This is a genomic window from Pseudomonas sp. 05L36 (assembly GCF_056398125.1).
Genome location: NZ_JBFTOU010000022.1, coordinates 104,207 through 112,685, shown reverse-complemented (window position 1 = coordinate 112,685; position 8,479 = coordinate 104,207). Strand labels below are relative to the sequence as shown.

At 60.7% G+C, this 8,479-nt stretch carries 5 protein-coding genes; 3 read left to right on the top strand and 2 right to left on the bottom strand.

Features of this window, described 5'->3' with window-relative positions; translation table 11 throughout:
- The first annotated feature begins 563 nt into the window (after window positions 1-563).
- Window positions 564-1,616, top strand: coding sequence for a WD40/YVTN/BNR-like repeat-containing protein (locus AC1DKH_RS22180; RefSeq protein WP_477799316.1), 1,053 nt, complete (start codon window positions 564-566; stop codon window positions 1,614-1,616).
- Window positions 1,617-1,644: 28 nt separating this feature from the next.
- On the top strand, window positions 1,645-4,029 hold the full coding sequence (locus AC1DKH_RS22175) for an efflux RND transporter permease subunit (RefSeq protein ID WP_477799315.1): 2,385 nt from the start codon (window positions 1,645-1,647) through the stop codon (window positions 4,027-4,029).
- Between the two features lie 173 nt (window positions 4,030-4,202).
- Here the strand turns inward: AC1DKH_RS22175 and AC1DKH_RS22170 are convergent, their stop codons facing one another.
- The gene (locus AC1DKH_RS22170) at window positions 4,203-4,922 is read right to left on the bottom strand and encodes a FadR/GntR family transcriptional regulator (RefSeq protein WP_477799317.1); all 720 of its coding nucleotides are present in this window, start codon (window positions 4,920-4,922) and stop codon (window positions 4,203-4,205) included.
- Window positions 4,923-5,134: 212 nt separating this feature from the next.
- Complete coding sequence (locus AC1DKH_RS22165) at window positions 5,135-6,871, bottom strand: IlvD/Edd family dehydratase (protein WP_477799314.1); 1,737 nt, start codon at window positions 6,869-6,871, stop codon at window positions 5,135-5,137.
- A 194-nt stretch (window positions 6,872-7,065) separates the two neighbouring features.
- On the opposite strand from AC1DKH_RS22165, the gene AC1DKH_RS22160 reads away from it, so the two are divergent.
- Window positions 7,066-8,388 (top strand): MFS transporter, encoded by a 1,323-nt coding sequence (locus AC1DKH_RS22160; protein WP_477799313.1) that lies wholly within the window; start codon window positions 7,066-7,068, stop codon window positions 8,386-8,388.
- Window positions 8,389-8,479: the final 91 nt, after the last annotated feature.

Genomic DNA, 8,479 nt, shown 5'->3' with positions numbered 1-8,479 from the left:
TTTTGCCCGATGGACGAGCTGAGAAGCGTTACTGGTGGCATTAAAAGCGGGCTGGAGCTACGAAGAGCGCTTTAGGTGTAGTTAGCCAGCCAAACATCGTCGGCGCTAGTGTCGACGATGTTTGAACCAGTTTTTACACACTCTGGGCCATGGATGGCCGATCGCGGCGGGCCCACGGAGCAGGACCGGAGCGAGGGCATGCCGAGCCTAGGCGAGGCACCGAATGTCAGGGGCAAAGCGTTTTGGTTACTTTGGCGCTCTTCCAAAGTGACCCGCTGTAAGAGCGGAACCATAAGCCGCCGTTACCGCAACAACGGATATGTACACCAAACACCCCACCTGATACCCAACCATTCAGAACAACCCCCCATCCCCCCGGTTAACAAAACATAACGTGGCGTCGATTGTCAGACATTAAAAAACACCGATAGGATAAGCCAGCTTCCGAAGGGGCTCTGGATTGCGGGTTTCAGGACTATGCTCTGAAACAGCCGGTCCAGACACGCACCCTTGCGACGCCCAGAAAGGTTGAACGACCTAACAATAATAATGGGAGAAGGTCTATGAGTGAGCCTGTCATGGGTGTGGGTATCTGCCGCCCGCCGGCACTGCGCAAATTCGCGTTGCTGGCTACAGCGCTCTCGCTGTTGGGCTCTGCCATGCTGTCGGCACCTGCGCTGGCCGCGGCGGCGCCAGCATCCGATGTTGTTTATTCCATTGAATCGGCCAAGGCCGCCAAAAGCCTGATGCTCGATGTCGTCCATGCCGGCAAGCGCCTGGTGGCGGTCGGGGATCGTGGGCACATCCTGTATTCCGATGACCAGGGCGCCACCTGGACCCAGGCCAAGGTCCCGACCCGGGCCCTGCTGACGTCAGTGTTCTTTGTCGATGACAAACACGGCTGGGCCGTCGGTCATGACGCACAGATCCTCGCCAGCGAGGACGGCGGTGCTACCTGGACCAGGCAATTCGAAGATCTGAAACGCGAATCGCCGCTTCTCGATGTCTGGTTCAAGGACGTCGACAGCGGCTTTGCCGTGGGCGCCTACGGCTCGCTGATGGAAACCACCGACGGTGGCAAGCATTGGGAAGACGCCAGCGACCGCCTGGACAATGAAGACCAGTACCACCTGAACGCGATTGCCGCGGTCAAGGACGCCGGGCTGTTCATCGTCGGCGAGCAGGGCAGCATGTTTCGCTCCGCGGACTGGGGCCATACCTGGGAAAAGCTCGAAGGTCCGTACGAAGGCTCGCTGTTCGGCGTGATCGGCACGGCGCAGCCCAATACGCTGCTGGCCTACGGCTTGCGTGGCAACCTTTACCGTTCCACGGACTTCGGCACCACCTGGGAGCAAGTCGAGCTCAAGGCTGAACGTGGCGACCTGGAGTTCGGGCTGTCCGGCGGCACGCTGCTCGACGACGGTTCCATCGTGATTGTCGGCAACGGCGGCTCGGTGATCCGCAGCAGCGACAATGGCGAAACCTTCAAAGTGGTCAACCGTGCGGACCGTATTTCGGTCTCGGCAGTGACTGCGGCAGGCAATGGCAATCTGGTTCTGGCCGGGCAGGGCGGCGTTCGCGTCACTTCGCCCAACGGTACCGAGTCGGGCAAATGAGCCGGGTTAATAATAAGAAGGCGGAGCTATGACTTCCTTGAGTTCTCATCACCAGGACAAGGCGACGTTCCTCGAGCGCCTGATCTTCAACAACCGCCCGGCAGTGATCACGATCTGTCTGCTGGTCAGTATTTTCCTGTTCTGGCAGGCGACGCTGATCCGTCCGTCCACCAGCTTCGAAAAAATGATCCCGCTGGAGCATCCCTTCATCCAGAAGATGATGGAGCACCGCAACGATCTGGCGAACCTGGGTAACACCGTACGGATCTCGGTAGAGGCCACCAATGGCGACATCTTCTCCAAGGAGTACATGGAGACCCTGCGTCAGATCAACGATGAGGTGTTCTACATTTCTGGTGTCGACCGTTCCGGCCTCAAGTCGCTGTGGAGCCCGAGCGTACGCTGGACCGAAGTGACGGAAGAGGGCTTCGCCGGCGGTGAAGTGATTCCGCAGAGCTACAACGGCTCCCAGGCCAGCCTCGATTTGCTGCGCAACAACGTGCTCAAGTCCGGCCAGGTCGGGCGCCTGGTGTCCAACGATTTCAAGTCGAGCATCGTCGACATTCCGTTGCTGGAGTCCTACCCGGACCCGCAAGACCAGGGCAAGCTGCTGGCGCTGGACTATCGCCAGTTCTCCCACGAGCTTGAGGACAAGATCCGCACCAAGTTCGAAGCGCAGAACCCGAATGTGAAGATCCACATCGTCGGTTTCGCCAAGAAAGTCGGTGACCTGATCGATGGCCTGGTGATGGTGGTGATGTTCTTCGGCATCGCCTTCGTCATCACCCTGATCCTCCTGCTGTGGTTCACCAACTGCCTGCGCAGTACCGTCGCCGTGTTGAGCACGACGCTGGTGGCGGTGGTCTGGCAACTGGGCCTGATGCACTTTTTCGGCTTCGGGCTCGACCCCTATTCGATGCTGGTGCCGTTCCTGATCTTCGCCATCGGTATTTCCCACGGCGTGCAGAAGATCAACGGGATCGCCCTGCAATCGAGCGAGGCGGACAACGCCCTGACGGCCGCGCGCCGTACTTTCCGTCAATTGTTCCTGCCGGGGATGATCGCGATCCTCGCCGATGCCGTGGGTTTCATCACGCTGCTGATCATCGATATCGGCGTGATCCGTGAACTGGCCATCGGCGCATCCATCGGTGTGGCGGTGATCGTGTTCACCAACCTGATCCTGCTGCCGGTGGCGATTTCCTATGTCGGCATCAGCAAGCGTGCGGTCGAGCGCAGCAAGAAAGACGCTGTGCGCGAACACCCGTTCTGGCGCCTGCTGGCGAATTTCGCCAGCGCCAAAGTTGCACCGGTGTCCATCCTGCTGGCGTTGATCGCCTTTGGCGGCGGCCTGTGGTACAGCCAGAACCTGAAAATCGGCGACCTCGACCAGGGTGCCCCGGAGCTGCGTCCGGACTCGCGCTACAACAAGGACAACAACTTCATCATCAACAACTACTCCACCAGCTCCGATGTGCTGGTGGTGATGGTCAAGACCAAGGCCGAAGGCTGCTCGCGCTATGAAGCCATGGCGCCGATCGACGAGCTGATGTGGAAGATGCAGAACACCGAGGGCGTGCAGTCGGCGATTTCCCTGGTGACAGTGTCCAAGCAAATGATCAAGGGCATGAACGAGGGCAACCTGAAATGGGAAACCCTGTCGCGTAACCCTGATGTGCTGAACAACTCCATTGCCCGCGCTGACGGCCTGTACAACAACAGCTGCTCCCTGGCGCCGGTGCTGGTGTTCCTCAACGATCACAAGGCCGAGACCCTGGATCGCGCGGTACATGCGGTGCAGGCGTTCGCCAGGGAAAACAACAAGGAAGGCCTGGAGTTCATCCTCGCTGCCGGTAACGCCGGGATCGAGGCGGCCACCAACGAGGTGATCAAGAAGTCCGAGCTGACCATCCTGGTTCTGGTGTACATCTGCGTCGCGGTCATGTGCATGATCACCTTCCGTTCGTGGGCGGCGACCTTGTGCATCGTGCTGCCGCTGGTGCTGACGTCGGTACTCGGCAACGCCCTGATGGCCTTCATGGGCATCGGCGTGAAAGTGGCGACCCTGCCGGTCGTGGCGCTCGGGGTGGGGATCGGCGTGGACTACGGCATCTACATCTACAGCCGCCTGGAAAGCTTCCTGCGTGCCGGCCTGCCGCTGCAAGAAGCGTACTACCAGACGCTGAAGTCCACCGGTAAGGCGGTGCTGTTCACCGGTCTGTGCCTGGCCATCGGCGTGTGCACCTGGATCTTCTCGGCCATCAAGTTCCAGGCCGACATGGGTCTGATGCTGACCTTCATGCTGTTGTGGAACATGTTCGGTGCGCTGTGGCTGTTGCCGGCACTGGCGCGGTTCCTGATCAAGCCGGAAAAACTGGCGGGGCAGAAGGGCAACTCGTTGTTCGCCCACTGATCGATCGCTGAAACCAGAAAGCCGCAACCTCAGGGTTGCGGCTTTTTTACATCTCAAGATCGCATAACCCCTGTAGGAGCTGGCTTGCCAGCGAAGACGGCGGCGCAGCCAACATCACTTTCGACTGACTACCGCTTTCGCTGGCAAGCCAGCTCCTACAGGTATTGTGGTGGTCAGGCGGGATCTGTGCCCAATACGACATTCAACGCACTGCGCGCATCATCCAACTGCACCAGCGTCGCATGTCGCGCACCCAATGCATCACGATTCTCGATGGCGGTCAGGATTGCCTTGTGCCGTGGCAGCGCCAGTTCATGCAGGTTCGGCCGCTGGTTCGAATGTTTCAATGCTTCGGCGATGGCCACCGAGAGCATGTTGCACAGGTTGGCCAGTAAGTCGTTGTGCGTGGCATCGGCGATGCGACTGTGGAAGTCCAGGTCCGGCTGCAACAGCGCCTCCGGCGTCGGTGCAGCTTCCATGCGCTGGTAGGCTTCACCGATGGACGCGATGTCTGCATCCGTGGCGAATTGCGCGGCGAGGGCGGCAGCGGCCGGTTCGATGATGCTGCGCACACTGGTCAGCAGGTCGAAAAACTGATTCTGCGGGCTGCTTTGCATCAACCAGTGCAGCACGTCCGGGTCGAGCATGTGCCAGTCCTTGCGCGGCTTGACCACAGTCCCGACCCGCGGACGGGAATACACCAGGCCTTTGGCAACCAGGACTCGGGTGGCTTCACGCAGCACCGGCCGGCTGACCGCATATTCTTCGCACAACAGCGCTTCGGCGGGCAGTTTGTCGTCCGGCAGGAACCGTCCCGAGACGATCTGCATGCCCAGTTCCTGGACGATGCGCGAGTGCATGCTTTTGCGGTCGGAGGGTTTGCGGTAATCCATGGGGAGCGGCGCGGTCCTGTGCGAATAGGTGTCGCGCATGATAGCAGGCGCGGGAGGGATGGTCGCCAGAGCCGGGTTTGATACTGGCGCCGAACGACTGTAGGAGCGAGCTTGCTCGCGATGGACTTCAAGACGACGTTTGCTTTCAGACAGCACGCGTTATCGTTCACGTCCATCGCGAGCAGGCTCGCTCCTACAGGGGGAGGGTGGTGTCAGTGCGAATGACGCGGTACCTCAGCCCCACGGCAACCCACCAGGAAGTCGAAGTCGCAACCCTGGTCCGCTTGCAACACGTGGTCGATGTACAGCTGACGATAGCCACCGACGATCAGGTTCTGCGGCGGTTGCAGGTCAGCCATCCGCGCGGCCAGTTCGGCATCCGGAATATCCAGGTGCAAACGGCCGTTGGCGCAGTCGAGCTCGATCCAGTCGCCTTCTTTCACTGCGGCCAGCGGCCCACCGGCAGCGGCTTCAGGGGCAACGTGCAGCACAACCGTGCCATAGGCGGTTCCGCTCATGCGCGCATCGGAAATGCGCACCATATCGGTCACACCCTGGGCCAGCAGCTTGGCCGGCAGGCCCATGTTGCCCACTTCGGCCATGCCTGGATAACCCTTCGGCCCGCAGTTTTTCATCACCAGGATCGAGTTGGCATCCACGTCCAGTTCCGGATCGTTGATCCGTGCCTTGTACATGTCGAAGTTCTCGAACACCACCGCGCGACCGCGATGCTGCATCAGTTCGGGCGTGGCGGCGGACGGCTTGAGTACCGCGCCGAGTGGCGCCAGGTTGCCACGCAACACACAGATGCCGCCATCGGCGCGGATCGGGTTGTCGAGGGTGCGGATCACTTCGTCCTCGCCATAGATCGGCGCGTCCCTGGTGTTCTCGCCGATGGACTTGCCGTTGACGGTCAAGGCATTCGGGTTCGGGATCAGGTTGGCTTCACCGAGGCGACGCAGCACCGCCGGCAAGCCACCGGCGTAATAGAACTCCTCCATCAGGAAGCGCCCGGACGGTTGCAGGTCGACGATGGTCGGCATGCCGCGACCGATACGGGTCCAGTCATCCAGGTCCAGTTCCACGCCAATGCGCCCGGCAATAGCCTTCAGATGGATCACTGCGTTGGTTGAACCGCCGATGGCGGCATTGACGCGAATGGCGTTCTCGAAGGCCTCTTTGGTCAGGATCTTCGACAGCTTCAAGTCTTCGCGCACCATCTCCACGGCACGCATGCCGGACATGTGCGCCAACACATAACGGCGCGCATCCACGGCCGGAATCGCCGCGTTTTGGGGCAGGGAAGTGCCGAGCGCTTCGGCCATGCAGGCCATGGTCGAGGCGGTGCCCATGGTGTTGCAGGTGCCGGCCGAGCGGGACATGCCGCCCTCGGCCGCGAGGAAATCGTCGATGCTGATGGTGCCGGCCTTGACCTGTTCGCTGAGCTGCCAGACCACGGTGCCGGAGCCGATGTCCTTGCCTTTGTGCTTGCCGTTGAGCATCGGCCCGCCGGTGACGACGATGGCCGGCACGTCGCAACTGGCGGCGCCCATCAGCAAGGCCGGGGTGGTTTTGTCGCAACCGGTCAGCAGCACCACGCCATCGATCGGGTTGCCGCGAATGGCTTCTTCGACATCCATGCTCGCCAGGTTGCGGGTGAGCATGGCGGTCGGGCGCAGGTTCGATTCGCCGTTGGAGAACACCGGGAACTCCACTGGAAAGCCGCCGGCCTCGATCACCCCACGTTTGACGTGCTCGGCAATCTGGCGGAAGTGCGCGTTGCACGGGGTCAGTTCCGACCAGGTGTTGCAGATGCCGATGATCGGCTTGCCATGGAACTGGTGGTCGGCGATGCCCTGATTCTTCATCCAGCTGCGGTACATGAAGCCGTTCTTGTCGGCGGTGCCAAACCATTGGGCGGAGCGCAGGGTGGGTTTCTTATCAGACATGATCGATTCTCTTATTGTATGACTATATTGTTCTAGCTGAGGCGTAACATAGGCTCAAATTGCGCTGTTTGGAAGTGTTGTTGAGTAAATAGTAATACTATATAGTCGACTCAAACGGAGGGATGGCCCTGGCGACTATTTCGCGAGAGGCGTCCCCCGAGGTTCCATAACAACAACAATCGGAGACCGATCTCATGAGCCAGGAACTGCGGCTTATCCGTCGCATCACGCTGAAACTGATTCCCTTCCTGATCCTGCTGTACCTGATCGCCTATGTGGACCGCTCCGCGGTGGGCTTCGCCAAACTGCACATGGGCGCGGACATCGGCCTCGGCGATGCCGCCTACGGTCTTGGTGCCGGGCTGTTCTTCATCGGCTACTTCCTGCTGGAGATCCCCAGCAACCTGATGCTCGACCGCTTCGGCGCACGGCGCTGGTTCGCGCGGATCATGGTCACGTGGGGCGCCATCACCATCGGCATGGCCTTCGTCCAGGGGCCGAACAGCTTCTATGTGATGCGCTTTTTGCTCGGCGCCGCCGAAGCCGGGTTCTTCCCGGGCGTTCTGTACTACATCACCCAATGGTTCCCGGTGCGCCATCGCGGCAAGATCCTCGGGCTGTTCATCCTGTCGCAACCCATTGCGATGATGGTCACCGGCCCGGTGTCCGGTGGCTTGCTGGGCATGGACGGCGTGTTGGGGCTGCATGGCTGGCAGTGGCTGTTCATCGTCATCGGCTGCCCGGCGATCCTGCTGACCTGGCCGGTGCTGCGTTACCTGCCGGACGGCCCGCAACAAGTGAAGTGGATGGACCAGGCAGAAAAGGACTGGCTGAGCACCGAACTGAAAAAGGACCTGGACGCGTACGGCCAGACCCGCCATGGCAACCCGCTGCACGCCCTCAAGGACAAACGCGTCCTGCTGCTGGCGCTGTTCTACCTGCCGGTGACCCTGAGCATCTATGGTCTGGGTTTGTGGCTACCGACCTTGATCAAGCAATTCGGTGGCAGCGACCTGGTGACCGGTTTCGTTTCCGCAGTGCCGTACATCTTCGGGATCGTTGGCCTGCTGATCATTCCACGCAGTTCCGACCGCTTGAACGACCGCTACGGCCACCTCGCCGTGCTTTACGTACTGGGTGCGATTGGCCTGTTCCTCAGCGCCTGGCTGTCGGTGCCGGTGCTGCAACTGGCGGCGTTGTGCCTGGTGGCATTCGCATTGTTCTCCTGCACGGCGGTGTTCTGGACCTTGCCGGGTCGCTTCTTCGCCGGCGCCAGTGCGGCGGCAGGGATCGCCTTGATCAACTCGGTGGGTAACCTCGGTGGTTACCTCGGTCCATTCGTGATCGGCGCGTTGAAGGAGTACACCGGCAATCTTGCGTCCGGCTTGTATTTCCTCTCCGGGGTGATGGTGTTTGGCCTGATTCTGACGGGCCTCGTCTATCGCCTGCTGGAACGCAAGCACGTTCTGCCAGCCGATGAGTTTGCGGCCAGTGCGCGTGGGGCTTCCCGAACTTGACACGATACGGACCTGTAGGAGCTGGCTTGCCAGCGAAAGCGGTGGGTCAGCCAGCGTGAATGTTGGATGTTCGATCGCATTCGCTGGCAAG

What these genes read in the sequence shown, in the direction of transcription:
- AC1DKH_RS22175 (WP_477799315.1), top strand. Translation starts at nt 1,645, where the DNA reads ATGACTTCCTTGAGTTCTCATCACCAGGACAAGGCGACGTTCCTCGAG.
- AC1DKH_RS22170 (WP_477799317.1), bottom strand. Translation starts at nt 4,922, where the DNA reads ATGGATTACCGCAAACCCTCCGACCGCAAAAGCATGCACTCGCGCATC.
- AC1DKH_RS22160 (WP_477799313.1), top strand. Translation starts at nt 7,066, where the DNA reads ATGAGCCAGGAACTGCGGCTTATCCGTCGCATCACGCTGAAACTGATT.
- AC1DKH_RS22165 (WP_477799314.1), bottom strand. Translation starts at nt 6,871, where the DNA reads ATGTCTGATAAGAAACCCACCCTGCGCTCCGCCCAATGGTTTGGCACC.
- AC1DKH_RS22180 (WP_477799316.1), top strand. Translation starts at nt 564, where the DNA reads ATGAGTGAGCCTGTCATGGGTGTGGGTATCTGCCGCCCGCCGGCACTG.